The following is a 26,817-nucleotide window of genomic DNA, read 5'->3' on the forward strand; positions in this document are numbered from 1 at the left end:
CCCGGGGCGCGGAGCGGTGGCCGGACCCGGCGCCGGAGGGGGTTGTTAGCCTGCGGAGCCGTCCCGTACCCGTACACCGAGGAGCCCGTCGTGCCCCGCATAGCACTCGTCACCTGCCGTCCCGGACCACAGGTCAGCGCCGACCGCGATCTGCCGGTGCTGGTGCGGGCGCTGGAGGCGGCCGGGGCGAGGGCCTCCGCCGAGGTCTGGGACGACGACGGCGTCGACTGGGGCTCCTTCGACCTCGCCGTGATCCGCTCCACCTGGGACTACAGCTGGCGGGCGGACGAGTTCACGGCGTGGGCCGAGAAGTGCGGCGGGCTGACGCGGCTGGCCAACCCGGCGGCGGTCGTGCGCTGGAACACCGACAAGCGCTATCTCGGCGACCTCGCGGCGGCCGGTGTGCCCACCGTGCCCACCCGCTACGCGGCCCCCGGCGAGCCGGCCGTCCTGCCCGACGGCCACGAGTACGTCGTCAAACCCGCGTCGGGCGCCGGAGCCCGCTTCGCCGCCCGCTACACGCCCGACGAGCACGCCACCGCGGTACGGCAGGTGGAGCGGATGCACGCCGAGGGGCTCACGGCGATGGTGCAGCCGTACGTGCGCGGCATCGACACCGCCGGGGAGCGGGCGCTGCAGTTCTTCGGCGGGCGCCCGCTGCACGCCAGCCGCAAGGGCGCCGTCCTCACGCCCGGGACACCGTACGACGAGCGGAAGGTGGCGCATCCGGGGCTGGAGCCCTGGACGGCGACCGCGGCCGAACTCGCCGTCGCCGAGAGCGCCCTGGCCGCCGTTCCGGGCGCCCCCGAGCTGCTGTACGCCCGCGTCGACCTGGTGGACGGGGAGGACGGGCGGCCGCGGGTGATGGAGCTGGAGCTGGTGGAGCCGAACCTGTTCCTGTGGCTGCACGAGCGGTCGCTGCCGCGGGTGGTGGAGGCGGTGCTCGAAGCGGCCCGTTAGCGGTCGCCGGCCGCCGTCCGCTGGAGCAGCCCCCAGGTGAACTCCGCGACGACCTCGTACCGCCGGCCCCGCGCGTCCGGGGCGGTGAAGGCGAGCCCCCACCGGGTGGGCGCCGAGCCCTGGAGGGGACGGGCGGGCGCGAAGGCGCGGGCGGCCTCGTCGACCGTGCAGGACCAGGGGGTGAGGTCGTCCAGGGTGCGCAGCCGGGGCCCCTCGGCGCCGGGGGCCCGCACCAGCCACTCGTTCCAGACGGTGCCCCGGTCGGCGACGAGCACCTCGAAGCGCAGGTCCGGCCAGAGGGGGAGCGGCCACTGCCGGGCCTCGCACTCCAGGTCGCCGATGCGGCGGGGCACCGACGACTCCGGTGCGCCGAGGACGGAGCGGTACCGGGAGGCGGCCGAGCCGGAGCGAGGGGAGCGGAGCATCGCCTGCCAGCGCCTGTTCGCCTCCCGCATGTCCGCGAGCGAGGCGCCCAGCTCGCGGCGGGCGTCCTCGACCGGCCCCGGGTTGTGGTCGGCCATGCGACGCAGCAGGACCAGCTGGAAGTCGAGCGGGGTGAACGGGCGCACGGGCCGCTTTCCGGTGGGCATGGGGACCATCGTGGCCCACGGACCGGGCACGTATCGCGGGAGCGCACGCCCATTGCCCCGGCAAACGCAGTATGAGTAGCCTGTGTTCGCCATTCCGATCGCCTGTTGAAATCTCGAACGACATTAGGGAGGGGGCCGGACATGGGACGCCTCGTACCAGCCGTGACCCGGGCTCTCGACATACTGGAGCTCTTCCTCGACGGGGACGGCACGCTGTCCGCCCCCGACATCGTGCGCCGGCTCCAGCTGCCGCGCACCACCGTGCACGAGCTGGTCACCACGCTCTCCGCCCGCAAGTACATCGTCCCCGTGGCCGGGCAGCCCGGACGGTACCGGCTCGGTGTGCGGCCGTACCAGCTCGGCGCACGCTACGCCGAGCACCTCGACCTGGCCGCCGAGGGCCAGCAGGTCGCCCGGACCGTCGCCGAGACCTGCGACGAGACGGTGCACGTGGCGATCCTGGAGGACACCGACGTCATCTACATCGCCAAGGTCGACTCCACGCACGCCGTGCGCATGGTGTCGGCGGCCGGGCGCAGGCTGCCCGCGCACTGCACGTCCGTCGGCAAGATGCTGCTGGCCTCCCTCCCCGAGCCGGAGCTGGCCACCCGCTTCCCCGACGGCGCCGGCCTGACCGCGATGACGCCGAACAGCATCACCGACCCGGCCGCGCTGCGCGAGGCCCTGACCGGTATCCGGGAGCGCGGCATCGCCGTGGAGAGCCGCGAGTCCAACCCGGACGTGTCCTGCGTGGCCGCCCCGGTCCGCGACCGCAGCGGCCGGGTCGTCGCCGCGCTGTCGATCTCCGTGCCCATGATCCGCTGGAGCGAGGAGCGCCTCGGCGAACTGGAGCAGCTCGCCGTCAAGGGCGCCGCCGACCTGTCCGAGCGCCTCGGCCACCGGAGCGCGGCATGACGACGGCCGGCACGGCGTGCGAGGTGGCCGTCCGGGCGGAGGCGTCCCTCGGCGAGGGGCCCACCTGGGACCCGGCGACGGGCCGCCTCCTGTGGATCGACATCCTCGGCTCCCGCGTCCACACCTACGACCCGGCCACCGGCCGGCGCACGCTGCGCCGCACCGACCAGCACGTGGGCGCGGTCAAGCCCCGGGCGGGCGGCGGCCTCGTCCTCAACCTGCGCGACGGGATCGGCCTGCTCGACCCCGACGACACCTTCCGCTGGCTGCACCGGGAGGCCGTGCCCGGCTGCCGCGCCAACGACGCCGCAGTCGCCCCCGACGGCACGCTGTGGGCCGGCACCATGCGGTACGACGAGGCGCCCGGCGGCGGCACGCTGTCCCGGGTCGCCGGGGACGGCACGGTGACGCCGGTGCTGGACGACGTGGCGGTGAGCAACGGCACCGGCTGGAGCCCCGACGGCCGGCTGATGTACTACGTCGACTCCCCGACCCGCCGTGTCGACGTCTTCGACGTCGCGTCCCCCGACGGCCGGGTCTCGGGCCGCCGGCCGTTCGTCACGATCGAGGAGGGCGCCGGTTTCCCGGACGGCCTGTGCGTCGACGCCGAGGGCTGTGTGTGGGTGGCGCTGTGGGACGGCGGGGCGGTACGCCGCTACACGCCGTCCGGCGACCTGGACCGGGTGATCCCGCTCCCGGTCCCCCGGGTCACGGCCTGTGCCTTCGGCGGCCCCGGCCTGACCGACCTGTACGTCACCACGGCGCGGGTGGGACTGACGGCCCCTCATCCGCTGGCGGGCGCACTGCTGGTGGTGCCGGGCGCGGGGCGGGGGACGGCCCAGCCGGCGTTCGCGGGCTGAGCCGGGAGCGGCCGGCGGCGGGCGTGCCGGGCCGGTGGCCCGTCGGCACGGGCGCCCCGCGGGGGAGCCCGCCGGGGCCGGCCCCGGCCGGTCCGTCCGTCCGCCGGCCGGCGCCGGTTCACATCGCCGTGCGGTCCGGTGCCCGGAGCACCGTGTGTTCGGCGGCCGGCACCGGTTCACAGCCCCGTGCGGTCCGGTGCCCGAAGCACCGCGCTTTCGGCGGCCGGCACCCGCTCACACCCCCGTGCGGTCCAGCCCCCGCAGCACCGTGCGTTCGCCGGGGGTCAGGGGTGGCTCCGTCAGGGGTGGGAGCGGGGAGCCGGTGAGGGCGGCCAGGACCGCGCCGGGGTGGAACATGCGGGTCGGGGGCGTGCGCATGCTGGTGACGTCCCAGATGGCCGAGGCCGCCGCGTAGGAGCCCGTGGCCGCCTTCGTCATGCGCCGGGTGTACGCCGTCACGACGCGGTCGGCGACGCCCGGCCGCCCGCCGCGCACCCCGGGGTAGAGGACGTCCTGGCCCACGGCCAGGGACCAGGCCGCGTCCACCGGTCGCGCCGCCCCCCGCAGCACCCGCCGGGCGAGTCCGGGGGCGCCGGGGCCGCCGGCCCGCTCCAGTTCCCGGCCGAGGGCCCGCGCTCCGAACGCTGCCACCGTCATGCCCTGGCCGTACGCCGGATTGAAGGTGGCCAGCGCGTCCCCGAGGACGACGAAGCCCTCCGGCCAGCGCGGTGCCTTCTCCAGGTACCGCCGCACGTTGCTGGTCGACCGGCTCAGGTGCACGTCGGTGAGCGGCTGGGCGCCGGAGATCAGCCGCCCCACGATCGGGTCCGGCAGATCGAGCGTGTACCGCAGGAAACCCTCCGGGTCCGCCGGCGGCTCACCCCCGCGTGAGCCGCCGCAGCTCACCAGCCAGCGGCCCCCCTCGACCGGCATCACCATCGCGCTCCGGGCCGGCCGGGACACATAGGGGTTGGCCTGCACGACCGTCAGCGGGAACCGTTCCGCCCCCTCCGGCACCCGGTAGACGCGCGACGCGTTGACCAGGCCCGAGTCCACGGTCCGCTCCCGGACGCCGGACAGCCCGAGCCCGTCCAGCCAGGCGACGACCCGCGTACCGCGTCCGCTCGCGTCGACGACCAGGCCGGCGTCGAGGTCCGTGTCCCCGCCGGGCGCGGCGATCCGCACCCCTCGCACCCGCCCCGCGGTCCCGGTCAGCCCGGTCACCGCCGCCCTGCGGACCTCGACGGGACAGTGCGCGAGCACCGTGGACCGTACCGTCCAGTCCAGCAGCGCCCGGGTGCAGGTGAGCATGACGGGCCCCTCGCGCCGCCACCTGCGCAGCCAGCCCTCGGGCGTGCGGGCCAGCATGCCCGAGCTGAGGGACACCTCGTGCGCTCCGGCGGCGAGCAGCCGCTCGCGCAGGCCGGTGCCCGGTACCAGCTCCTCCATGGCGGTCAGCCCACCGGCCATCAGCAGGTGCGCGTGCCGGCCCTGCGGCAGCCCGCGGCGGTGCTCGGGCCCCTCCGGCAGCTCGTCGCGGTCCAGCACGACCACCTCGTCCACGCCCGCGGTGGACAGCACGGCCGCGGCCAGCATTCCGGCCAGACCGGCACCGACGACGACAGCTCTATGCGACATGGGGCTCCTCGGGTTCGGTCACGGGTCCGTTCGCGCGGGGCGGCGCCGCGCCGCCGGGGGCGCCGCCCCCGGCGGACCGGTGCTCCAGCGCCCGCGCCAGCTCCACCAGCCCGCTCGGGCCGGACACCTCGGTGGCGTGCAGCCGGTACGAGCCGGTGGCCTCGGGCGGTTCCTCGCGGGCGGCGGCCCGGCGCGCGGCGTCGGCGAGCATGGCCGCCTCCGCCGTCAGCCGGGCCTCGTGGGAGGTGCGGCCCGCGCGCAGGGCGGTGTCCCGCACCCGCTCACGGACCCGGTGGTCGAAGTACGGCGCCAGCGCGAGCAGGGCGTCGTGGATGGACACCTCGCGCCACTGGAGCCGGGCCTGCGGGAGCTGCCACCAGGCGGCCGGCGGTTTGGGGGCGGTGGACACCGGCTCGACCAGGGACCACAGCGGCTCCAGCCGCCGGTAGTCGTCCAGCCCCCGCCAGTGGGCGACCACCGGCGGCAGCAGCCTCGGCAGCACGAACCCGGCCGAGCACAGCAGCGCGGCCAGCGAGGCCATCGGCGGGGCCACCGTGGTGGACAGGAAGTCGAGGTCGTGCCCCGTCCAGCGCGCCACGACCGCCGTGTACTTCGTCAGCTGGAACCCCACCACGTCCAGCAGCGCGCCCAGCAGGATCAGCCGCAGCCCGGTCCGCAGCAGTCCGCCCACCTCGCGGCCCCACTTGAGGCAGACGGCGCACATCACCAGCATCGCCGCGCTGTGGCCGAGCAGGTAGAGCAGGATCATCTCCCGCATGAAGGGGGTGCCGGCGTAGTACGTGTCGAGGTCGGTCAGCCGCTCGGTGCGCGCGTCGGCGAGCGCGAACAGCACGACGATGGCGGCCACCAGCAGCCCGTAGGCGGCCATGCTGCGCAGCACCATCCGCCGCACCAGGGTCCGGGGACCGCCCCGCCAGTTGATCAGCAGCACGAGCACGGCGCAGCTGTAGGCGGAGAGCATGCCGTAGGTCAGCGGGGCACCGAAGTTGGGGATGCCGGTGAGGTCGTTGACGGTGGCGAGGGTGGCCGGGGCCGCGCAGACGAAGACCAGGGCGCCGAGGACGACCGCCGCGCAGGTCGACAGCGTCAACGGGTTCCGCATGGCCGTGCGCGGGCGGCGGAAGAGCAGGACGGAGGTCATCCCGAACACCAGCGCCGCCAGGTACACGACGAGGCTCATCGCGGCACGCTCCTCTCGCCGTCGGTCCGGTTCACGCGGTCCCCGCCGTGGTCGTACCGCTCGGCACGGCGGGGGCCGGCGGCACCGGCGCGCTGCCGGCCAGCTCGTCGGCGATCCGGTCGAGGGCGGCCGGGCCCGGCACGGGTCCGGGCAGCCGGCCCGCGCCGCCGGCCGGCCGGTCCCGCTCCGCCCGGTCCGCCTCGTGCCGTACCGCGTCGCCGATCACCGCCGCCCAGGCGGCGGCCTCGGCCCGCTCCGGGGCGTCCGTCGCCGCCAGGACACCGGCGTGGGTCCGGTCGTACAGGTCCCGGTCGAAGTACGCGTCCAGGTGGCCGAGCGCGTTGTGGATGCTGGTCCGGCGCCACATCAGCCGGGTGGCGGGGGAGGCGAACCGGGGCCGGGGCAGCCGCAGCGCCCGGCGGGTGAGCAGGTCGTCCAGGGCCCGCTCCAGGGGCGCGAGCCGGGCGTACGCCCGCCTGGCACGCTGCCACTCGGCGGCCCGGGGCGCCAGCAGCGGGACCAGCACCCCGACGACCGTCAGCAGGGCGCCGAACCCGGCGGCGGCCGGGGAGACGGTGGTGCCGAGCACCGACCAGTCGCGCCCGGACCAACGGGCGCCCACCGCGACGAGCTTGGCCACGCTGTAGCCGGCGGCGCACAGCGAGCCGACGCCGAGCAGGGTCAGGCCGGCCCGCAGTCCGCCCCGCACCCGGCGCGTCCAGCGCAGCGCCGACACCGCGGTCACGGTCACCGCGGTGAGGTGCGCGACCAGGTACAGGACGATCATCTGGGCGATGAACGGCGTCCTCGCGTAGTAGGTGTCGAGGTCGGTGCGGCGCTCCACGGGCGCGTCGCCGAGGACGAAGGTCCCCATGACGCCGAGGACCACGACGGCGTAGGCGAGTGTCCAGCGGCGGGCGGTGCGCCGCACGTGGGGCCCGCCGCGCCAGTGGACGACGAGGATCTGGGAGGCGGCGCAGTACCCGGTGATCGCCGTGTAGGTGAGCGGAGCGGCGAGGTTCGGCACCCCGCTCAGCCGGTTGACGGCGCCGACCGTCGGCGGCGCCCCGAGCAGGAAGCAGAGCCCGGCCAGCCCCAGCACCGCGCACATGGCGCGCAGGTACGGGTCGCGGCGGTGCCGCAGCAGGTCGGGGGCCTTCACCAGCAGTCCGAGCCACAGCGCCCCGCAGCTGCCGTAGTTGATGAGGGCGTTCATCTCGTCGTCCCGCGGTAGTTGAGCGCGGCCCCGATGCGCCCGGCGAGGTCCTGCGGGTCGTCGGGGTCGCCGCCCTCCGCGGCGAAGACCGAGTCGGTGGAGGCCTCCAGCCAGGTGCGCAGCCGGCCGCCCATCAGCATGCCGAAGCGGTCCGCCTCCTGCTCCTCGGCGAGCGAGAAGTCGGTGCGCGCGGCGACCGGGCGGGACTGCCCGCCGGTGCCCCCGTCCGGGTCCGCGCGACGGCGGCTCATGTGCCACACCTCGTGGCACATGATGACGATCTGGTGCCAGACGGCGGCGCGTTCGTCCACCACCACGTCGTCGTGGTCCTCGCGCTCCAGCCACAGTCCGCTCGCGGTGTGCGGCGGGAACGCCGCCCGGTGGACGATCACCTCGCGTCCCCGCCACGCGCTGACGGAGGCGACGAGGGCCTCGAACAGGACCTCGGGGTCCGCCGGTACCGGCACCCGGATGGGGTCGATGAGGGCGTCAGCGAGACGACGCATCTCCTTCCTGGTACGCACCGCTGTCTCCCTGTTCCCCTGGGTGTGGCTCGGTCACCAGTGCAATATGCCAAGGCGGGTGCCGTCCGGGCCAGTTCCGCGTGCCGCGCGGCCCCTCGGCGCCCGCCGCGGTGTTCCCGGGCGCCGGGGCGCGGGCGGACCCGCCGGGTCACGCCGGGGTGGCGCGGGGCGCGCGGGACGGTCCCGGCGCCGAGGCCCGGCCCACGGCCGCGTGCGCGTACCCCATGGTGTCCCCCGCTCCCCCTCGCCGCTCCACTCGAGGCCCGTTCGAGCCTACGCGGGTGGATGTGTCCGCGTCATGCGATGCGTGGAGCGGGGAGGCGCGCGAAAAGTCCCGGCCCGAGTTCTTGCCCGAACCATTGACGCGCCCGCGCTTCACACCTACGGTCCCGTTCGAAGTTACGAGCGATATTCGATATCTCGAACAAGTGTGAGCGGATATCCCTGAGCAGATAGGGCAGGGCATGGGACGACCTGGCCTCGACCGCAGGCAACTGCTCGCCGCGATGGGCGGGCTGACGGTCGCCGGGAGCTTCGGCTTCGCGGCGCTCGGTACCGGAGCCGACGCACTCGCCTCCGGAGCGGACACCCGGGTGCGCTACTGGAACCTCTTCAGCGGCGGCGACGGCTACAACATGATCACGATGCTGGAGTCCTTCCGTCAGGACAACCCCGGCATCGACGTGAAGGACTCCACCCTCCAGTGGGGCAGCCCCTTCTACACCAAGCTCGCCATGGCCGCGGCGGGCAACCGGGCGCCGGACCTCGGCGTCATGCACCTGGGCCGGGTCACCGGCTTCTCGCCCGGCCGCCTCCTGGACCCCTGGGACGTCGGCCTCCTCGCCAAGTACGGCGTGCGCGAACAGGACTTCAACCCCGCGCTGTGGAAGCGCGCCGTCATCGACGGCAAGCTCTACGCCCTCCCCCTCGACATCCACGTCCAGCTCTGCTTCTACCGCCGGGACGTGCTGAAGAAGGCGGGCCTGCTCGACGCGGACGGCCGGATGGTCCCGGTGACGTCGGCCGACGAGTGGTTCGACGTGCTCAAGGAGGCCAAGGGCGCCTCCCGGAAGGGAGTCCAGACCATCGGGCTGTGGGTCAACGACCAGAACTTCCAGTGGTGGTTCTTCGTGGCCTTCTACACCCAGCTCGGGGGCACCTGGTTCAGCGCCGACAACACCCGGGTCACCTTCGACACCGACAAGGCCACCCAGGTCCTGGAGTTCCTGCGCCGCCACATCACCGAGGGGTACGCCGACCCCGGCTTCGCGGGCGGCGCGGGCGCCGAGCAGTTCGTCAACGGCGGCCCCTTCGTCTGGGAGGGCAACTGGTCCGTGCCGGTCTTCGACGGCGCGGGCATCGACTACGGGGCGACGCCGCTGCCGCCCGTCTTCGGCAGGCAGGCCACCCACGCCGAGTCGCACGCCTTCGTCCTGCCCCACCAGGCGGACCGGGGCGGCGCCGCCAACGAGGGCGCCCACCGCCTCGCCGCCTACGTCGTCCAGCACGCGCGGCAGTGGGCGGCCGGCGGCCACATCCCCGCCCACACGCCCACCCTGTCCACGGCCGCGTACAAGGAGCTGAAACCCCAGAGCGAGTACGTCTCGGCCATGGACCACCAGGCCACCGAGCCCAAGGTGTGGTTCGCCGGGTCCACCGGCATCCTCGCCCAGCGCGTCGGCCCGATCGTGGTCTCCGCCACGCTGGGTTCCGCCAAGCCCGACGCCGCGGCCCGCCGGATGAAGAGCACGCTCGCCCAGCTCCTCGCCGCGAAGAACCCGATGGACGGGAAGACCGCCGCCGAGGGAGGTGCCGTCGCATGACGACGACCAGCGCCGAGACCGTCGTCCGCCCGGCCCGCGCGAAGACCGCCGCCGCGAGCGCGACCGTCCGCCGCAAGCAGGGCTTCCAGCACGGGGGCTGGTTCGTCGCCCCCTTCCTCGTGCTGTTCGTCCTCTTCGTGGTCTGGCCGCTGCTGCGCGGCCTCTGGCTCAGCTTCACCGACGCCAACATCTCCGGCGACACCTCGCGCTTCGTCGGCCTGGACAACTACCGCGAAGCCCTGAACGATCCGCTGATGTGGGACGCCCTCGGCCACAGCGCCTGGTTCACGCTGCTGGTGGTGCCCTGCATCACCGTCCTCGCCCTCCTGCTCGCGATGCTGGCCCACCACATCGAGCGCGGCAAGTGGCTGTGGCGGCTCTGCTTCTTCCTGCCGTTCCTGCTGCCGTCCACCGTCGCCGCCAACCTCTGGCAGTGGCTCTTCAACCCCGGCACGGGCATGGTCAACCACGTCCTCGGCCTCGACACGGCGTGGCTGACCGACAAGTCGTACGCCATGCTCGCCGTCGTCATCTGCACCTTGTGGTGGACGGTCGGCTTCAGCTTCCTGCTCTACCTCGCCGCGCTCCAGGGCATCCCCGCCCACCTCTACGAGGCCGCCAAGCTCGACGGAGCGGGCGCCCGGCACCGCGTCGTCCACATCACGCTGCCGATGCTGCGCAACATCACCGGGCTGGTCGTCGCCCTCCAAATCCTAGCCTCGCTCCAGGTCTTCGACCAGGCCGTCGTGATGCAGGACTTCGGGCCGGGCCCGGAGGAGTCGACCCGCACCTTCGTGCAGTACACCCTCGAACAGGGCTTCACCAGCTACCGCGTGGGCTACGCCTCCGCGATCTCCATCATCTTCTTCGTGCTCATCGCGGCCGTCGCCCTCGCGCGGATGTGGCTGCTGCGCAACCGTGAGGAGGGCGGCCGATGACCACCGCCGTACAGGTACGCAAGGACCCGCGCCGCCCCTGGACGCCGAGCCAGATCGTCCTCACCCTCCTCGCCACGGCCGTCTCCGCGGTGTTCCTCTCCCCGCTCGTGTGGGCGCTGTTCACCTCGCTGAAGTCGGAGACCGAGGCCGTCGAGGTACCGACGCACTGGCTGCCCGAGGACTGGACGGGCCAGGCGTGGACGGCCCTGTTCGAGACCGGCAACATCACCAACTGGTTCGTGAACTCCCTCGTCGTCTCCGTCTGCGTGACGGCGATCGTGCTCCTGGTGAGCGCGCTGGCCGGATACGGCTTCGCCCGCACCGAGTTCCGGGGCAAGGGCGTGCTCATGGGCGTGGTGATGGCGGGCCTCATGGTCTCCCCGGCCGTCCTGGGCGTCCCCCTGTTCACCACGGTCCAGCAGATGGGGATGGTCGACACCTACTGGGGCATGATCCTGCCGCAGTGCGCGCCGGCCGCCATGGTCTTCATCCTCTACAAGTTCTTCCAGGGCGTCCCGCGCGAACTGGAGGAGGCCGCCTTCATCGACGGCGCCGGGCGCTGGCGCGTCTTCTTCACGATCATCGTGCCGCTCTCGCGCCCCTCGCTCGCGGCGGTCGGCATCTTCACCTTCATCAGCTCCTGGAACAACTTCCTGTGGCCCTACATGGTCACCAACAACCCCGACCTGATGACCATGCCGAACGGCATCGCGACCGTCATGAACTCCTACGGCATCCAGTGGGCCCAGCTGATGGCCGGCGGCCTCATGGCGGGCCTGCCGCTGATCGTCGTCTTCGTCTTCTTCCAGCGCCAGATCGTGGCGGGCGTCGCCCACACGGGCCTCGCCGGCCAGTAGAGCCCCCGAAGAGTCCCTCGAAAGGAAAAGATGCGTACCGCCCGCTTCACCCTCGACCCCGCCTTCACCGTCGGCGAAGTCAACCCCCGCCTCTTCGGCTCGTTCGTGGAACACCTCGGCCGCTGCGTGTACACCGGCATCCACGAACCCGGGCACCCCACCGCCGACGAGGCGGGCCTGCGCCAGGACGTGCTGGACCTCGTCCGCGAACTCGGCGTCACCGCCATCCGCTACCCCGGCGGCAACTTCGTCTCCGGTTACAAGTGGGAGGACTCGGTCGGCCCGGTGGACGACCGCCCCCGCCGCCTCGACCTGGCCTGGCGCTCCACGGAGACCAACCGCTTCGGCCTGTCCGAGTACATCGCGTTCCTGAAGAAGATCGGCCCCCAGGCGGAGCCGATGATGGCGGTCAACCTCGGCACCCGGGGCGTCGCCGAGGCCCTCGAACTCCAGGAGTACGCCAACCACCCCGCCGGCACGGCCCTGTCCGACCTGCGGGCCGAGCACGGCGACAAGGACCCCTTCGGCATCCGGCTGTGGTGCCTCGGCAACGAGATGGACGGCCCCTGGCAGACCGGCCACAAGACCGCCGAGGAGTACGGGCGCCTCGCCGCCGAGACCGCCCGCGCCATGCGCCAGATCGACCCCGGCGTCGAACTCGTCGCCTGCGGCTCCTCGGGCCAGTCCATGGAGACCTTCGCCGCCTGGGAGGCGACGGTCCTGCAGGAGACGTACGACCTGGTCGACCACATCTCCCTGCACGCCTACTACGAGCCCTTCGACGGCGACGTCGACTCCTTCCTCGCCTCCGCCGTGGACATGGAGTCGTTCATCGAGAACGTCGTCGCCACCTGCGACCACGTCGGCGCCCGCCTCAAGTCCAAGAAGAGGATCAACCTCTCCTTCGACGAGTGGAACGTCTGGTACATGGCCAAGACCCAGGCGGAAGTGAGCGCCCTGGACTGGCCCGAGGCCCCCCGCCTGCTGGAGGACAACTACAGCGTCACCGACGCGGTCGTCTTCGGCTCGCTGCTCATCGCCCTGCTCCGGCACGCCGACCGGGTCACCGTCGCCTGCCTCGCCCAGCTCGTCAACGTCATCGCCCCGATCATGACCGAGCCGGGCGGCCCGGCCTGGCGCCAGACGACGTTCTTCCCCTTCGCCCAGGCCTCGCGGTACGGCCGCGGCGAGGTCCTCGACGTGCGGGTCGACTCACCGACGTACGAGACGAAGAGGTACGGGGAGGCCGACCTGCTGCACGCCACCGCGGTGCGCGCCGAGGACGGCTCGGTCACCGTCTTCGCCGTCAACCGCTCCCGTACCGAGGCCCTGCCGCTGGACGTCGCCCTGAGCGGCCTGGACCTGACCGAGGTCGTCGAGCACAGCGCCCTCGCGGACGCCGACCCCGACGCCCGCAACACGCTGGCCGAGCCCGAGCGGGTCGCCCCGCACCCGGCCGGGGGCACGGCCCTGGCGGACGGCAGGCTGTCCGCCTCCCTGGAGCCGCTGTCCTGGAACGTGATCCGGCTGCGCTGAGGCGGCCGGGGCCGGCGAGGTCCGGAGTCCGCCCGGTCCGGGGCCGGGGTCAGCGTCGGCCGGGGGAGGCGACCGGTTCCACCGGCACTCCTCCGGCCGCGCTGCCCAGCAGCTCCAGCCGTACCGCCCCCGGCCCCGCGGGGGCCTCGCCGCCGGACAGGACCGCGAGGGCGAGGGTGTTGGCGGCGGCGCGGGTGCGCAGGATGCCGTTCGGCAGGACGAAGGTCTGCGGCGCGCCCGTGCGGTCGGCCACGTACTCACCGAGGTTCCAGCCGTTCAGGAAGACCTGGGCGCGGTGGTCACCGCCCGGGGCGTCGTCGAGGACCAGTCCGACCGAGGCGTCGACCTCCGGCGGGACGTCCAGCCGGAAGGTCGTCCGGTACCAGGTCACGCCCTGGCGCCGGTCCTCGCGGGAGCCCCGGGAGCCCTCCCGGGGGAAGGACACCGCCTCCCAGCGGCCGTCGTCGTACCCGGGCAGGTGCCAGCCGTGCCGCTCCCCGTACAGCCCGCCGTTGTTGAGCGGCCCGCGCACGGGGTCGGGCGCGACGGCGCCCCGGATCCGCCACCGCACCTTCGGCGACGCCCCCGCGAAGGCGGCCGACACCAGCCCGCGGGCCGCGCGGTGGTCGTCCTGGCCGTGCTGGGTACGCCGGACCAGGACGGCCAGGACGGGGGAGTCACCGGCGCCGGGGCCCTCCCGCGGTGCCGCCGGCAGCCGGAAGTCCGCCGTGGCGGTCCACGTGCCCGTGCCGTCCCCGTCCCCGCTCATGCGGTGGGTGCCCAGCGGTTCGCCGTCCAGCCAGGCCATCAGCAGGCCCCGCGCACCCGTGCTGTAGGCGAGGGACAGCGATTCCAGGCCCGCGGCACCGGTGAGCCGGCCGCGGTACCAGACGTCCCCGTAGTGGTAGCCGTAGTCGTCGGCGAAGAGCACGGGCTGCCCGTCGGGCACGGGAGTCGTGCTGTGCGACGTCCGCAGGTCGGCCGCCCTCCAGCCCGAGTCGTCGTAGTCCGGCGCGGACTCGGGGTTCTCCGCGCGGTGCCGCCATCCGTCGAGCGCGGGCGGCACCGGTTCGGGCACGCCCGGCAGCCGCCGGGTGGCCAGCAGGCTGTGGGCGCGGCTGACCGACGTCCGTACCGGCTCGCCGTTCCAGGTCACGTCGGTGATGCCGCGGGGCGCCCACACCTCGAGACCGCACTCCTCGACGGTGTCACCGGTCAGCCGGATCGTGGCACCGTCCAGGGCGACGTCGCGCAGCAGCGCCGGGCCGTGCACGAGGACGTGGCCCGACGGGGTCTCGTACGGCCACAGCCGCAGGGAGGCGGCCTCGTCGGCGAGGAGCAGCAGCGTGGTGCGGTCGGACTCGCCGCTGCGGATCCGGACCCGGGTCAGCCGGTTCTCGCCGAGGGGCACCGTCACGTGCAGTTCGCCGTGGTCGTACGCCCAGGCCGCCTCCTCGTCGAGCCGCGTCGGCCACGGCTCGTGCGGGCAGTCCAGCACCAGGTGCGCCATCTCCCCGGCCCGGCCCACGAAGGCGGCGACGTCCAGCCGCCCGACGCTCAGGGACGTCATGGGCTGCACGGTGGCCCGGGCCAGCTTCCGGCCCGAGCCGAGGTGGAGCCCGGTGGCGTACAGCCCGGCGTCGCGGGCGGGGACGGTGACCTCCACGTCGGCCCCGCCCATCGGCAGCGTCGACGTGACGTCGGTGGCGGAGTCGTTGCGCAGGACGTACGCGTGGGCGCCGGTGTCCGGGTTGGCCAGGTGCCGCACCCGGATGCGGGCGTCGGCGGCCCTGACCTCGGGGGCCTCGTCGAGCCGGGTGAAGTCGGGGACGTGGCGCAGGAGGTGCCCGAGCTGGTGGAGCGGGGCGAGCCGGTCCGTCGGCCGGCGCGCCGCGTCGATCGCCGCGGTGGGGTCGTACGCGGGCGCGGGCGCGGAGGGGGCGGCCAGCCAGCCCCAGGAGGTGCCGCCGAACGCGGTGCGGACGGTGTGCAGGGTGACCCCCCGCGCGAGGTGGGCCAGGTGCACGCGCCGTGCCTCGGCGGCGTCGCGGGTGTGCTCCGCCTCCGCCCAGGGGGCCGGGGTGCCGGGGTGCAGGAGGGGCACCTCGATGCCGTCGGCGCGGAGCCTGTCGTGCAGGCGGGACAGGTGGGCGCGCCGCGGGGCGTCCACCCGGTAGAGCAGGACGGTGCCGGTGCCGCGGGTGTACTGGTGCCGGGCGGCGACGGCGTTGACGCGGCGCAGCCACTCGTCGGCGTGGCGCAGGTACGCGGGGTCGGTGGTCCCGGCCCGGCCGGCGGTCGCCGTCAGCCAGCCGGGCAGGCCGCCCGCGTCCACGTCCGCGCCGATGCGCGGGCCGGGGTGGAGGACGACGTACAGGCGCGTCTCGGCGGCCGTGCGCAGGAACAGGTCCAGGTCGCGCACGCCGGTGAAGTCGTACTCGCCGGGGGCGGGGGAGTGCTGGTTCCAGGCGAGGCGGACACCGACCGCGTTGTACCCGTGGGCCCGCATCTTCTGCAGGACGTCCCGCCACAGGGACGGGCTCGGCAGCCGGAAGGGGTGCAGTTCGCCGGACCACAGGGACAGGCGCCTGCCGTCGACCAGGAGGCTGTACCGGTCCAGGGCGACCCGGTGGCGCAGGCCGTCGGCGCCGGGCGGGCCGGGCGGCGGCCCGGTGGGCACGGGGCCGGAGGCGCCGGAGGCGGGCAGCGCCCGGCCGCTCACACTGCCGCCGAGTGCGAGACCGAGGACGGTGGTGCCCGCGAGGGCGCTGAACGCTCGTCTGCCGAGCCTGCTGAGCTCCAAGGGAGCCTCTCCTGTTGCCGTGCTTCTTGCTGCGCTGCCGGGCCATTCTCCACAAGGAACCGGCGATGCGTTAAATGGCCGAAGTGCGCCCTGTGCCCGTCCTGCGGTGATGTGTGCGGGGCGAGCGCGGAGCGGCCTTGGTGCCCGGGGGCGAGGGCGCGGGCGGGGGCGGCCGACGGGGGACGAGGGTCGTCCGTCCCGAATTCACCGGTGTGTCACCCGCGGCACGCGGTGTTTTCCGGACGTTGGTTGCCATCGCTGCGCGGGCCATTGACGCGCAAGGGGTTCGATTCTACGTTCCCGTCCGAAAAGGCGATCGATGTTCGAGATGACGAACACGAAGGAGCGTTCCCCATGAGCCGCAAGAGAACCGCTTTCCTCGCCCTCCCCGCCGCCGCCCTGCTGGCCCTCCTCCCGACCACGGCGTCGGCGTACCCCAACCCGGGCCGGGTCACCGGCTCCGTCGTCACGCACGACCCGACGATGATCCGCACCTCGTCGGGGCAGTACCTGCTGTACGCCACCGGCGGCGGCATCGCCAGCAAGGCGTCCTCCGACCGCACCGCCTTCAGCGCGGGCGCCGCCGCCTTCTCCTCCCGTCCGAGCTGGTGGTCGCGGTACTCCTCCGTCCCGGAGGCGTGGGCGCCGGACATCTCGTACCACGGCGGCAAGTACCTGATGTACTACTCGGTCTCGTCGTTCGGTTCGAACACCTCCGCCATCGGACTGGCGGGCTCGACCACCGGCCTGCCCGGCAGCTGGACCGACTACGGGACCGTCTACACCTCCGGCTCCTCCAGCGACTACAACGCCATCGACCCGAACCTCTTCGTCGACGGCGACGGCACGTGGTGGCTCTCCTTCGGCAGCTGGTGGACCGGGATCAAGATGATCCAGATCGACCCGTCGACCGGGAAGCAGCTCTCCACCAACACCCGGCGCTACTCGCTCGCCTCCCGCCCGACCGGCACCAAGGCCGTCGAGGCCCCGTACATCGTCAAGCGGAACGGGTACTACTACCTCTTCGCCTCGTACGACACCTGCTGCGCCGGCACCAGCTCCACGTACAAGGTCAAGGTCGGCCGCGCCACCAGCGTCACCGGGCCGTACCGCGACAGGAACGGGGTGGCGATGACCAACAACGGCGGTACGCCCGTCCTGGAGTCGCACGGCAGCGTCATCGGCCCCGGCGGGCAGTCGATCATGAACGACGTCGACGGCGACCTGATCGTCTACCACTACTACGACGGCAACGACAACGGCACCCCCAAGCTCGGCATCAACCTCCTGAACTGGAGCAGCGGATGGCCCGTCGCCTACTGACCCTGCTGGCGGCGCTGCTCCTGGCCTGCTCGCTCGGCCAGTCCTCCGCGAGCGCCGCCACCTTCGCCAACCCCGTCACGTCCGTGAAGGGCGCCGACCCCTGGATCTCGTACCACGACGGCCACTACTACCTGGTGTCGACGAGCTGGACCGACGTCATCACCGTCCGCAGGGCCCCGACCCTGGCCGGTCTCGCCACCGCGCCCGGCGTGCAAGTGTGGCAGGGCGACGCGGCGTCCCGCTGCTGCAACATCTGGGCGCCCGAACTGCACTACCTGAACGGCCGCTGGTACCTGTACTACGTCGCCGGACAGAACGTCTCCGACTACAACCCGACCCAGCGCAGCCATGTGCTGGAGAGCGCCGGGTCCGACCCCCTGGGGCCGTACACCTACCGAGGGCAGCTCAACTCCGCCTGGATGCTGGACCCCACGGTGGCGACGGTCGGCGGGCAGCTGTACCTCTTCGGCAGCACGCACGACGGCACCCAGAACGTCGTCGCCGCGCGGATGTCGAACCCGTACACCGTCTCCTCCTCCTTCACCACCGTCTCCCGGCCCACGTACGACTGGGAGCGCTCCGGTGCCCCGGTCAACGAGGGGCCGGAGATCCTCCAGCGGGGCGGGCGGACCTTCCTGGTCTACTCCGCCAGCGGCTGCTGGACCCCGGACTACAAGCTGGGGCAGCTGGAGCTGACCGGATCCGATCCGACGTCCGCGTCCTCCTGGACGAAGAAGCCGACGCCCCTGTTCCAGCGCAGCGACGGCAACGGCGTCTACGGGCCCGGCCACAACGGCTTCTTCACCTCGCCGGACGGGACCGAGAGCTGGATCGTCTACCACGCCAACGACGCGGCCTCGGACGGCTGCGACAACGGACGGACCACCCGGGCGCAGAAGTTCACCTGGAACTCCGACGGCACGCCGAACCTCGGCACACCGGTACGGCTCGGGGCGAGCGCGGCGGGACCCTCCGGCGAGCCCTCCGCGGTCCGGGCCACCTACACCCTGACCAACCGCAACAGCGGAAAGTGCCTGGAGGTGACCGGGGGCTCGACGGCCGACGGGGCGAACGCGGCGCAGTACACCTGCAACGGCGGCTCCCACCAGCGATGGCGGTTGCAGGATCTCGGCGACGACACGCACCGGCTGCTGAACGTGGCCACCGGCAAGGTGCTGGACACCGCCGACTGCTCCAGCGCGGACGGCGCCGGCCTGCGCCAGTGGTCCTGGCTGGACAACACCTGCCAGCGGTTCCGGTTCCTGGCCACCGACGGCGGCCACGTCCGTATCGTCAACCGGGCCACGGGCAAGGTCGCCGACGTGGCGAACTGTTCCACCGCCGACTCCGCCGACGTACGGCAGTGGACGTGGCTGAACAACACCTGCCAGCAGTGGCGGCTGAACCCGGTGTAGGACGCGCGGCCCCGGTCCTCACCCGGTCCGGCCCATGTCCGCCGCGTTCGGCCACTCCTGGGGCCCCGGCCAGCCCGTCGCCGGGACCGACTCCAGCCCGTTGGTGCCCCTGACCTGGGCGGCCGTCAGGCCGCCGCGGGCGGGGACGCCGGGCGGGGTGGGGCCGGGAGGCGCCGGGTACTGCGCCGCGGGGGCGGCGGGGGCCGGCGCGGGCATGGGCTGGGGGGCCGGTGCCGGGTGGGGGGCCGGCACCGGCCCGGGGTACGGCGCCGGCTGGGGGACCGGCGCCGGTGGCGGGAGCAGCTGCTGCGGGACCTGCGGTGCGACCGCGGGCACCGGCATCGGACCGACGGCGGCCGCCGCCGGGGCGACGGGCACCGCGGCCGGGAGCGGTGTGCCCGTGCCCGCGGCCGGAGCGGCGGCGGGCCCCGGGACGCCGGCACCGGCACTCCGGTCGGTGAGCGCCCGCAGGCCCGCGCCGTCGGTCTGGCTCATCAGGCGGTCCACCACCGCCGTGCCCGAGCCGTAGCCGGTCCCGGCGGAGGGCTCGGGCACGGCGGCCCCCCTCCTGGACCCGTAGAGCACCTCCTCCAGGCCGGACACCAGGCGACGCACGTCGGACTGGGGGCGCACCACGAGACGCAGGAAGCGGCTGGACGAACCGATCTTGTTGCCGCATTCGCGGACCAGGACCCGGTGCTCGGTGAGCATCCGGTCCCGGACGACGGTGCCCTCGGCGCCCACGGGCAGGCGTACGAAGAGGAAGTTGCCCTGCGAGGGGTAGACGGTCAGACCCGGCAGCGCGGACAGCTGGCCGGCCATCTCCAGGCGGTCGCGGCGGACCTGGTGCAGGCTCTGCGCGTACTCGGTGCCGTGGTCGCGCAGCATGAAAACCACGTGCTCGGCGAAGGAGTTGAGGTTCCACTTGGGGAGCATGGCGCGCACCCGGCCCGCGAGCGCCGGGTTGGCGACCAGGTAGCCGAAGCGGATGCCGTGCAGGCCGAAGTTCTTGCCGAGGCTGCGCAGGACGACGACGTTGGGCCGCAGCATCGCCTCCTGCACCACGCTGGGCTCCGCCTCCGCGTCGGCGAACTCCAGGAAGGACTCGTCGACGACGACCAGGTCCCGGTCGGCCATCGCGTCCATGAACTGCACGAGCGCCTGCTTGTGCAGATAGCCCCCGTCGGGGTTGTTGGGGTTGCAGAGCACCACCGCCCGGGTCCCTCTGGCCCGGACGAACTCGGCGTACCGCGCGAGGTCGAGGGCGAAGCCGCCGGACTCCTGGAGCGGGAACATGTCGACCCGCTTGCCGGTCTCCATCGGCTGGTCGGTCCAGCGGCCGAAGGTGGGGACGGGGACGGCGAGGGACTCGCGGACCAGCAGGTGGTCGATCCAGGTGATCAGCTCCGTGGAGCCGTTGCCCATCGCCACGCACTGCGGCGGCAGTTGCAGCAGGCTGCACAGCTCGGCGGTGATGGTGTCGGCGCTGCTCGGGTAGTACGTGATGATGTCGCGCAGCCGGCCGGCCATCTCGTCGAACATCGCCGGGGTGGGGAAGTACGGGTTGCAGGGGATGCAGAAGTCCACCGGTCCGGCGCCCGCCCCGCCGCTCTCCCGCGCCAGCGCCGCCATCGACGGGCTGTGCGCCGCGGTGCTGCGGAACAGCGAGGTGACGTTCCCGGACAAGTGGACCTCCGTCTGTGGGGGCCCGCGCGGGGAGCGCGGGCCGCCATTGCATACGGATACATACGGAGCGGAACGCGGCGCCGTTCAACGGCTGTGAAGGAAGTGTGTCCTCCGCGGGGCGGTCAGGCCCTCACGGGTCCTCTGGGTCCTCTGGGTCCTCTGGGTCCGGCGGGTCCGCCGGGCCGGCACGGGTCCCGCGGGTCCTCACGCGTCGAACGAGTGCACCGTCGTCGTCCGGTACGTCCGGCCGGGCCGCAGCACCGTCGAGGGGAACGACGGCTGGTTCGGCGAGTCCGGGAAGTGCTGCGTCTCCAGGCACAGGGCGTCGCCCTGGCGGTAGAGGGAGCCGCCGGTGCCGGTCAGGGTGCCGTCGAGGAAGTTGCCGGAGTAGAACTGCAGGCCCGGCTGGTCGGTGGCGATGCGCAGGGTGCGGCCGGAGGCGCGGTCGCGCAGGGTGGCGACGTGCTCCGGGCGGTCGGTGAGGCCCTTGTCGAGGACCCAGTTGTGGTCGAAGCCCTTGGCGGTGACCAGCTGCGGATGGGCGTCCCGGATGTCCCGGCCGACGGGCTTGGCCCGGCGGAAGTCGAAGGGCGTGCCCGACACCTTCGCCAGCTCGCCCGTCGGGATCAGGCCCGCGTCGGTGGGGGTGTAGCGGGACGCGGCGATCGACAGCTCGTGGTCCTCGATCGTGCCGCTGCCCTCGCCCGCCAGGTTCCAGTAGACGTGGCTGGTGAGGTTGACGACGGTGGCCCTGTCGGTGGTGGCCTCGTAGTCGATGCGCCACTCGCCGCGCCGGGTGAGCGTGTACGTCACCTTCGCCCTGAGCGTGCCCGGGTAGCCCATCTCGCCGTCGGCGCTGACGTGGTGGAGCACCAGGCCGACGTCCGGGCCCTGGGCGAACGGCTCGACGTCCCACACCCGCTTGTCGAAGCCCTGGGCGCCGCCGTGCAGCGAGTGCGCGCCGTCGTTGACGGAGAGCTGGTACGCCGTGCCGTCCAGGGTGAAGCGGCCCTCGTCGATGCGGTTGCCGTAGCGGCCGATCAGGGCGCCGAAGTAGGGGCTGGAGGCCACGTAGTCGTCGAGGCCGTCGAAGCCCAGCGAGACGTTCTCGTAGCGGCCCCGCCGGTCGGGGAGCTCCAGGGACTGGACGACTCCGCCGTAGGACAGCACCTTCATGCGCGTGCCGCCGTTCTCCAGCGACCAGCGGTACACCTTCGTGCCGTCGGCGAGCGTGCCGAACGGCTCCTTCACCGGCTTCCTGCCTCCCGTGGCGTGGGCCGTGCCACCGGCCGCGGAGGCGGCGAGGCCGGCGGCGGCCGCCGATGCGATGACCGTGCGTCTGCTCAGTTCCATGTGCGGCTCCTGTACTTCCGGGAAAGAAGCGGGCCCCGCCTCGGTCGGCGGGGCCCGGGGGGACCTACGAACCGACCCTGCGCTTGTTCCACACGTCGAACCCGACGGCCGCCAGCAGCACCGCGCCCTTGATGACCTGCTGCCAGTCGGTGCCGATGCCGACGAGGTTCATGCCGTTGTTCAGCACGCCCAGGACCAGACCGCCGATGATCGCGCCGAGGACCGTGCCGACGCCGCCGCTCATCGACGCGCCGCCGATGAACGAGGCGGCGATGGCCTCCAGCTCGAAGTTGAGGCCGGCCTTGGGAGAGGCCGCGTTGAAGCGGGCGGCGAAGACCAGGCCCGCCAGGGCCGCGAGCATGCCCATGTTCAGGAAGACCAGGAAGGTGACCTTCTTGTCCTTCACGCCCGACAGCTTGGCCGCGGGCAGGTTGCCGCCGATGGCGTAGATGTGACGGCCGATGATCGCGTTGCGCATCAGGTAGCCGAAGCCGACGACCAGCGCGCCGAGGATGAGCAGCACGATCGGAGCGCCCTTGTAGCTGGCCAGCAGCAGCGTGACGACGAGGACGGCGGAGACCAGCGCGACCAGCTTGAGCAGGAAGAGCCTGGCCGGCAGGACGTCGAGCGCGAACTCCTGCTGCCGCTTGCGGTCGCGGACCTCCTGGTACACCACGAACGCGATCAGGGCGAAGCCCAGCAGCAGGGTGAGGTTGTGGTAGTTGGTGTCCGGGCCGACCTCGGGCAGGAAGCCGTTGGCGATCTTCTGCAGGTCCTTCGGGAACGGGCCGAGGGTCTGGCCCTCCAGGAAGATCTCCGTCAGACCGCGGAAGAGCAGCATGCCCGCCAGGGTCACGATGAAGGACGGTATGCCGAGATAGGCGATGAAGAACCCCTGCATCGCGCCCGCGGCGGCGCCGATGGCCAGGCACAGCACCACCGCGATGGGCCAGGCGAGGTCGTTCTCGACCATCAGGACGGCGGCCATCGCGCCGATGAACGCGGTCAGCGAGCCGACCGACAGATCGATGTGGCCCGCGATGATGACGAGCATCATGCCGATCGCGAGGATCAGGATGTAGCTGTTCTGCAGCACCAGGTTGGAGACGTTGCGCGGCAGCAGCAGGTCGCCGTCCGACCAGACCGCGAACAGCGCCACGATCAGGCCGAGGGCGATCAGCATGCCGTACTGCCGCATGTTCCGGCGCATGCCGTCCAGCACCAGCCGCAGCAGGCCGTCGCCCGCGGTGCCCCCGCCCCGGCCGGACGGCGCGGGGGCCGGGCTCTTGGCGGTCAGGTCCGTGCTCATCGGGATACCTCTTTGTCCTTCGTCATCTGACGCATCAGCGCTTCCTGCGAAGCCTCGGCCCGCGAGAACTCCCCGGTGAGCCGGCCCGCGGCCATCGTGTAGATGCGGTCGCACATGCCGAGCAGCTCCGGCAGTTCGGAGGAGATGAAGACGACCGCCTTGCCCTGGGCGGCCAGCTGGTCGATGACCGTGTAGATCTCGTACTTGGCGCCCACGTCGATGCCGCGCGTGGGCTCGTCCAGGATCAGCACCTCGGGACCCGCGAAGATCCACTTGCTGAGGACGACCTTCTGCTGGTTGCCCCCGGACAGCTTGCCCACCGGTTCGAAGACGCTCGGCGCCTTGATGTTCATCGACGTGCGGAAGCCCTCGGCGACCTGCCGTTCCCCGTGCTCGTCGACCACACCCCGCTTGGCGACCTTGCCCAGCGCGGTCAGCGAGATGTTCCGGTTGATGGTGTCGATGAGGTTGAGGCCGTAGTGCTTGCGGTCCTCGGTGACGTACGCGATGCCGTGCTTCACCGCTTCCGGGACGGTCTTCGTGCGGATCTCGGTGCCGTCCCTGAGGACGGTGCCGCCCGCGTACCGGCCGTAGGTGCGGCCGAAGACGCTCATCGCCAGCTCGGTGCGCCCGGCGCCCATCAGCCCGGCGATGCCGACGATCTCGCCGCGCCGCACCTGGACCGACACGTCGTCGACGACCTTGCGCTGCTGGTCGATGGGGTGGTGCACGGTCCAGTTGCGGATCTCCAGGGCGGGTGCCGCGCCCTCCTCGGGCTGGTGCGGGGTCCGCTCCGGGAAGCGGTTCTCCAGGTCGCGGCCGACCATTCCGCTGATGATCCGGTCCTCGGTCGTCTCCGCCGCGCTCACGTCGAGGGTCTCGATGGACTGCCCGTCGCGGATGATGGTGACCGAGTCGGCGACCCGGCGGATCTCGTTCAGCTTGTGCGAGATGATGATCGACGTCATGCCCTGCTCCTTCAGCTGGAGGAGCAGGTCGAGGAGTTTGCCGCTGTCCTCGTCGTTGAGCGCCGCCGTCGGCTCGTCGAGGATGAGCAGCTTCACCTTCTTCGACAGCGCCTTGGCGATCTCCACCAGCTGCTGCTTGCCCACGCCGATGTCGGCGACCCGGGTCTCCGGGTGCTCGTCGAGACCGACCCGGCGCAGTAGTTCGGTGGCGTGCCTGAGGGTGTCGTTCCAGTTGATCAGTCCGCGCTTGGCGTGCTCGTTGCCGAGGAAGATGTTCTCCGCGATGGACAGGTACGGCACCAGCGCCAGCTCCTGGTGGATGATCACGATGCCGTGCTGCTCGCTCGCCCGGATGTCCTTGAAGCGGCAGGTCTCGCCGTCGAAGAGGACGTCCCCCTCGTAGCTGCCGTGCGGATGGACACCGGAGAGCACCTTCATCAGGGTCGACTTGCCGGCGCCGTTCTCTCCGCAGATGGCGTGGACCTCGCCCTGGCGGACGGTCAGCGTGACGTCCGACAGCGCTTTGACACCGGGAAAGGTCTTGACGATCGAGCGCATCTCCAGGACGGGTCCCGCCATGGTCGTGCCTTCCAATCCTTGTTCTCGCCCGGTTACTTGAGGTCGTCCGCGCTGTAGTAGCCGCCCTCGACGAGGACCTTCTCGTAGTTGGCCTTGTCGACGCTGACCGGCTGGAGCAGGTAGGCGGGGACGACCTTGGCACCGTTGTCGTAGGACGTGGTGTCGTTGGTCTCGGGCTTCTTGTCGTTCAGGACCGCGTCGACCATGTTCGAGGCGACCTTGGCGAGCTGGCGCAGGTCCTTGTAGACGGTCTGCGTCTGCTCGCCCGCGATGATCGACTTCACCGAGGCGACCTCGGCGTCCTGGCCCGTGACGACCGGCATCGGCTTGGACCCGGAGCCGTAGCCGTCCGACTTCAGGGCGGACAGGATGCCGATGGAGATGCCGTCGTACGGCGAGAGCACCGCGTCGACCCGGTCGCTGCGGTAGCTGGAGGTGAGCAGGTCGTCCATGCGCTTCTGCGCGGTGCCGCCGTCCCAGCGCAGGGTGGTGACCTGGTTGAGGGCGGTCTGCTTGGACCGGACGACCAGCTCGCCCTCGTCCAGGTAGGGCTTGAGGACGTTCATCGCGCCCTGGAAGAAGTACTTGGTGTTGTTGTCGTCGTTGGAGCCGGCGAACAGCTCGATGTTGAAGGGGCCCTTCTCGCCCTCCTCCAGCCCGAGCTTGTCGACGATGTAGCCGCCCTGCAGCTCGCCGACCTTCTCGTTGTCGAACGAGGCGTAGTAGTCGACGTTCTCCGTGCCGAGGATCAGCCGGTCGTAGGAGATGACCGGGATGTCGGCCTCCTTGGCCTGCTGGAGCACGTTGTTGAGCGACTTGTTGTCGATCGCCGCGACGATCAGGGCGTCCACACCCTGCGTGATCATGTTCTCGATCTGCGAGACCTGCTGGTCCGGGTCGTCCTCGCCGTAGACGAGCTTGGTCTCGTACCCCTTGGCCTTCAGTTCCTTCTCGACGTTGGCGCCGTCGGCGATCCAGCGCTCGGACGACTTGGTCGGCATCGCGATGCCGATCGTGCCGCCTCCGGCACCGCTCCCGTCCTCCTCGCTGCCGCCCTCGCCGCTCTGGCCGCAGGCGGTCAGCGTGAGGGCGAGGGAGGCGGCGGAGGCCATCGCGGCGAGTGCGGCTCTGCGGTTGCGCATGGTCATCATCCTTGATGTCGGTGCAGGGTTCGGTCGGGTGGTGCCGGCACGCGGGGAGTGCTGAGGTGGATCGACCGAGAGCAGGTGTGTGGGATTGTGCGCGGGCGTGTCTTCTTTTGTGAAGAGATTTTCCGGAACGTTATGACGAGATGTCGAACCGGTGGAGCGTGCCCGGCTCCCGCGAGCCGAGCGGAGCCATGTCCCCGTCCGCCCCGTGCCGCGCGAGCAGATCCAGCGCGAGCCGGCCGCGGCGCACCCGCTCCTTGGCGCCGGCCAGCGTCAGTTCCCGCAGGTGGTGTCCGTACGGGTAGATCCCGGGCGTCTTGGAGAGGCCGAACTTCAGGTACAGCGGAGCACCGCGCCGGATCAGCTCGGCGACCTCGTACATCCGTACGTAGCCGCCGAGGTCGTCGGGAGCCTCGATGTACATGTCCATGGGCGCGGCCGAAACCCGCCGGATCTCCGTAAGGTGGTCCGGCGTCAGGTCGCTGGGCACGTTGATGGAGTCGGCGCCGAGCCGCTCGTACACCGCGTACGAGGCCGGGTTGACCGGCCCCACCAGCGCCGACAGCTTGAGCGTGGTGTCGGCCGGGACGAGGCCGGCCGCGCGCGCCCGGTGCAGCGTCCACAGCACGCCCTCGTCGGCGACCAGCAGGCACTTCACGCCCAGCTCGGTGGCGCGCACGGCGTCCTCGACGCATCCGGCGACCGCGTCGTGGCCGCGGGCGCGCAGGCCCGCGCCGCCCGAGTCGGTCCGGGTGGAGCCGCCGATGTCCCAGGTGCCGCGGGGCCCGGTGAACAGGCAGAGTTCGATGTCGCGTTCGGCGGTCGCCTCGACCATCTCGGTGATCTCGGCGTCGGTCAGCATCCACACGCCGCTGCCCTGGCTGATCCGGTGGATCGGCACGTCCAGCCGTGAGGACTCCTTCAGGACCACCCCCAGCGCCTCCGGCCCCTCGCAGGAGGGGATCTCGGTGCGCCAGCGGCCACCGCCCGGAAAGGAGTGCGGCGAGGCGTCGGCGGGGTCGAGGGCGGGCGCGGCCAGGCCGAGCGCGGCGAGCGCCTGCTCGCCGGGCCTGCGTGCGGCGGCCTGGGCGGAAGCGTCGGTCACAAGCTGTCCTTAATGTTCGGTATTTCGGACGGGGTTCGCGGCTTTGGGGAGGAGAAGCCCGTGCGGAGGG

General features: G+C 72.5%; 21 protein-coding genes. 9 read left to right on the plus strand and 12 right to left on the minus strand.

The window, feature by feature from the left end:
• Window positions 1-90 precede the first annotated feature (90 nt).
• A complete protein-coding gene (locus ACVV2G_RS00205; protein ID WP_453840473.1) occupies window positions 91-960 on the plus strand; it encodes an ATP-grasp domain-containing protein in 870 nt (289 codons plus the stop codon).
• Here ACVV2G_RS00205 and ACVV2G_RS00210 read toward each other — a convergent pair.
• Window positions 957-1,559 carry a hypothetical protein gene (locus ACVV2G_RS00210; protein ID WP_453840474.1) on the minus strand — a complete coding sequence of 201 codons (603 nt, stop codon included), beginning with the start codon at window positions 1,557-1,559 and terminating at the stop codon, window positions 957-959. The genes ACVV2G_RS00205 and ACVV2G_RS00210 overlap by 4 nt on opposite strands.
• A 132-nt stretch (window positions 1,560-1,691) precedes the next feature.
• On the opposite strand from ACVV2G_RS00210, the gene ACVV2G_RS00215 reads away from it, so the two are divergent.
• Complete coding sequence (locus ACVV2G_RS00215; protein ID WP_453840475.1) at window positions 1,692-2,465, plus strand: IclR family transcriptional regulator; 774 nt, start codon at window positions 1,692-1,694, stop codon at window positions 2,463-2,465.
• Window positions 2,462-3,325: an SMP-30/gluconolactonase/LRE family protein gene (locus ACVV2G_RS00220; protein WP_453840476.1), complete on the plus strand. Its 864-nt coding sequence runs from the start codon at window positions 2,462-2,464 to the stop codon at window positions 3,323-3,325. Before ACVV2G_RS00215 ends, ACVV2G_RS00220 begins: the two co-directional genes overlap by 4 nt.
• 234 nt (window positions 3,326-3,559) lie before the next feature.
• Here the strand turns inward: ACVV2G_RS00220 and ACVV2G_RS00225 are convergent, their stop codons facing one another.
• The 4 genes from ACVV2G_RS00225 to ACVV2G_RS00240 are packed head-to-tail and all read right to left on the minus strand — an operon-like array spanning window position 3,560 to window position 7,904.
• Window positions 3,560-4,963 carry an FAD-dependent monooxygenase gene (locus ACVV2G_RS00225; protein ID WP_453840477.1) on the minus strand — a complete coding sequence of 468 codons (1,404 nt, stop codon included), beginning with the start codon at window positions 4,961-4,963 and terminating at the stop codon, window positions 3,560-3,562.
• Entirely contained in the window at window positions 4,953-6,164 is a 1,212-nt protein-coding gene (locus ACVV2G_RS00230; protein WP_453840478.1) for an MAB_1171c family putative transporter, read from the minus strand. The genes ACVV2G_RS00225 and ACVV2G_RS00230 overlap by 11 nt, the downstream gene beginning before the upstream one ends.
• Before the next feature lie 31 nt (window positions 6,165-6,195).
• Window positions 6,196-7,380: an MAB_1171c family putative transporter gene (locus ACVV2G_RS00235; RefSeq protein ID WP_453840479.1), complete on the minus strand. Its 1,185-nt coding sequence runs from the start codon at window positions 7,378-7,380 to the stop codon at window positions 6,196-6,198.
• Window positions 7,377-7,904 carry a toxin gene (locus tag ACVV2G_RS00240; protein WP_453840480.1) on the minus strand — a complete coding sequence of 176 codons (528 nt, stop codon included), beginning with the start codon at window positions 7,902-7,904 and terminating at the stop codon, window positions 7,377-7,379. Before ACVV2G_RS00240 ends, ACVV2G_RS00235 begins: the two co-directional genes overlap by 4 nt.
• A 464-nt stretch (window positions 7,905-8,368) precedes the next feature.
• On the opposite strand from ACVV2G_RS00240, the gene ACVV2G_RS00245 reads away from it, so the two are divergent.
• The 4 genes from ACVV2G_RS00245 to arfA are packed head-to-tail and all read left to right on the plus strand — an operon-like array spanning window position 8,369 to window position 13,058.
• Window positions 8,369-9,727, plus strand: coding sequence for an extracellular solute-binding protein (locus ACVV2G_RS00245; RefSeq protein ID WP_453840481.1), 1,359 nt, complete (start codon window positions 8,369-8,371; stop codon window positions 9,725-9,727).
• On the plus strand, window positions 9,724-10,665 hold the full coding sequence (locus tag ACVV2G_RS00250; RefSeq protein WP_453840482.1) for a carbohydrate ABC transporter permease: 942 nt from the start codon (window positions 9,724-9,726) through the stop codon (window positions 10,663-10,665). Before ACVV2G_RS00245 ends, ACVV2G_RS00250 begins: the two co-directional genes overlap by 4 nt.
• Window positions 10,662-11,522 (plus strand): carbohydrate ABC transporter permease, encoded by an 861-nt coding sequence (locus ACVV2G_RS00255; RefSeq protein ID WP_453840483.1) that lies wholly within the window; start codon window positions 10,662-10,664, stop codon window positions 11,520-11,522. The genes ACVV2G_RS00250 and ACVV2G_RS00255 overlap by 4 nt, the downstream gene beginning before the upstream one ends.
• A 30-nt stretch (window positions 11,523-11,552) precedes the next feature.
• Window positions 11,553-13,058, plus strand: a complete 1,506-nt coding sequence (gene arfA, locus ACVV2G_RS00260; RefSeq protein ID WP_453840484.1) for an arabinosylfuranosidase ArfA — start codon at window positions 11,553-11,555, stop codon at window positions 13,056-13,058.
• A gap of 49 nt (window positions 13,059-13,107) precedes the next feature.
• Here the strand turns inward: arfA and ACVV2G_RS00265 are convergent, their stop codons facing one another.
• Window positions 13,108-15,861, minus strand: a complete 2,754-nt coding sequence (locus tag ACVV2G_RS00265; protein ID WP_453840485.1) for a glycoside hydrolase family 35 protein — start codon at window positions 15,859-15,861, stop codon at window positions 13,108-13,110.
• A 354-nt stretch (window positions 15,862-16,215) separates the two neighbouring features.
• Between ACVV2G_RS00265 and ACVV2G_RS00270 the strand changes: the two genes are divergently transcribed.
• Entirely contained in the window at window positions 16,216-17,184 is a 969-nt protein-coding gene (locus tag ACVV2G_RS00270; protein ID WP_453840486.1) for an arabinan endo-1,5-alpha-L-arabinosidase, read from the plus strand.
• On the plus strand, window positions 17,166-18,599 hold the full coding sequence (locus tag ACVV2G_RS00275; RefSeq protein WP_453840487.1) for a family 43 glycosylhydrolase: 1,434 nt from the start codon (window positions 17,166-17,168) through the stop codon (window positions 18,597-18,599). The genes ACVV2G_RS00270 and ACVV2G_RS00275 overlap by 19 nt, the downstream gene beginning before the upstream one ends.
• A gap of 18 nt (window positions 18,600-18,617) precedes the next feature.
• Here the strand turns inward: ACVV2G_RS00275 and ACVV2G_RS00280 are convergent, their stop codons facing one another.
• From ACVV2G_RS00280 to ACVV2G_RS00305, 6 genes are all read right to left on the minus strand, one after another.
• The gene (locus ACVV2G_RS00280) at window positions 18,618-20,285 is read right to left on the minus strand and encodes a pyridoxal phosphate-dependent aminotransferase (protein ID WP_453840488.1); all 1,668 of its coding nucleotides are present in this window, start codon (window positions 20,283-20,285) and stop codon (window positions 18,618-18,620) included.
• 204 nt (window positions 20,286-20,489) lie between these two features.
• A complete protein-coding gene (locus ACVV2G_RS00285) occupies window positions 20,490-21,638 on the minus strand; it encodes an aldose epimerase family protein (RefSeq protein WP_453840489.1) in 1,149 nt (382 codons plus the stop codon).
• 64 nt (window positions 21,639-21,702) lie between these two features.
• Window positions 21,703-22,947, minus strand: a complete 1,245-nt coding sequence (gene mmsB / locus ACVV2G_RS00290) for a multiple monosaccharide ABC transporter permease (RefSeq protein ID WP_453840490.1) — start codon at window positions 22,945-22,947, stop codon at window positions 21,703-21,705.
• Window positions 22,944-24,494 carry a multiple monosaccharide ABC transporter ATP-binding protein gene (mmsA, locus tag ACVV2G_RS00295; RefSeq protein WP_453840491.1) on the minus strand — a complete coding sequence of 517 codons (1,551 nt, stop codon included), beginning with the start codon at window positions 24,492-24,494 and terminating at the stop codon, window positions 22,944-22,946. Before mmsA ends, mmsB begins: the two co-directional genes overlap by 4 nt.
• Window positions 24,495-24,526: 32 nt before the next feature.
• Window positions 24,527-25,636: a multiple monosaccharide ABC transporter substrate-binding protein gene (chvE, locus tag ACVV2G_RS00300; RefSeq protein WP_453840492.1), complete on the minus strand. Its 1,110-nt coding sequence runs from the start codon at window positions 25,634-25,636 to the stop codon at window positions 24,527-24,529.
• 139 nt (window positions 25,637-25,775) lie between these two features.
• Window positions 25,776-26,747, minus strand: coding sequence for a hypothetical protein (locus tag ACVV2G_RS00305; RefSeq protein WP_453840493.1), 972 nt, complete (start codon window positions 26,745-26,747; stop codon window positions 25,776-25,778).
• Window positions 26,748-26,817 lie beyond the last annotated feature (70 nt).

Source organism: Streptomyces sp. JK94 (assembly GCF_053613315.1).